At 63.5% G+C, this 903-nt stretch carries 1 protein-coding gene and 1 pseudogene; both read right to left on the bottom strand.

Annotated elements, in window-relative coordinates; all coding sequences use genetic code 11:
• Window positions 1–542 (bottom strand): ATP-binding protein (locus VK682_RS27265; protein ID WP_324783000.1); only part of this gene is annotated, 542 nt, incomplete at its 3' end.
• A pseudogene (locus VK682_RS27260) lies at window positions 532–903 on the bottom strand (IS21 family transposase); the annotation flags it as partial. The pseudogene VK682_RS27260 and the gene VK682_RS27265, both read right to left, overlap by 11 nt.

Here is a 903-nt window from a genome sequence, read left to right as displayed (position 1 = left end):
GAGGCGCTGAACGGCAGGTATCCGAGCTCGTCGAGGATCACCAATTCGGTTTTCACCAACGCCTCGGCGATTTTCCCGGCCCTTCCCAGCGCCTTTTCCTGTTCCAGCGCGTTCACCAGCTCGACTGTGGAGAAGAAGCGCACGCGTTTGCGGTGATGCTCGATTGCCTGGACACCGAGGGCAGTCGCAACATGGCTTTTCCCGGTGCCGGGCCCGCCAATCAGGACCGCGTTCTCGGCAGCATCCAGGAACTCGCATCGGTGAAGCTGCCGAACGAGGGCCTCGTTGACCTCGCTGGCGGCGAAGTCGAAGCCCGACAGGTCCTTGTGAGCCGGGAAGCGCGCTGCCTTCATGTGATAAGAGATGGACCGCACTTCACGTTCGGCCATTTCGGCCTTCAGCAGCTGCGACAGGATGGGGATCGCCGCTTCGAACGCAGGCGCACCCTGTTCCATGAGGTCATGCACGGCCTGCGCCATGCCTGGCATCTTCAGACTGCGGAGCATGATGACGATAGCAGCGCCGGCGGGATCATGACGCATGGCGTTTGCCTCCGGACGTGCGCAGCCCATCGTAGCGTGCGACATTGGCCTCGGGCTCCTTGCTCAGCGTCAAGGCCGGAGGTGGCGTCACATCTGGTAGCTCGACTGAAGTGCCGCTCACCAGCCTGTGCAACAGGTTCAGCACGTGGGTCTTGGTCGGCACGCCGGCCTTCAGCGCCATGTCCACCGCGCACAGGACCGCCTGTTCGTCGTGATGCAATACCAATGACAGGACATCGACCATCTCCCGATCCCCGCCAGGCCTGCGCAGCATCTGGTCCTGCAGCTCACGAAAGCCCTCCGGCATCTCAACAAACGGGGCGCCGTTGCGAAGCGCGCCCGGCTTGCGCTGGACCACGGC

This window comes from Salipiger marinus (assembly GCF_035481585.1).
Taxonomy (GTDB): domain Bacteria; phylum Pseudomonadota; class Alphaproteobacteria; order Rhodobacterales; family Rhodobacteraceae; genus Salipiger; species Salipiger marinus.
Note: the sequence above shows the minus strand (reverse complement) of the source record. Positions and strands in the feature narration are given on the sequence as shown.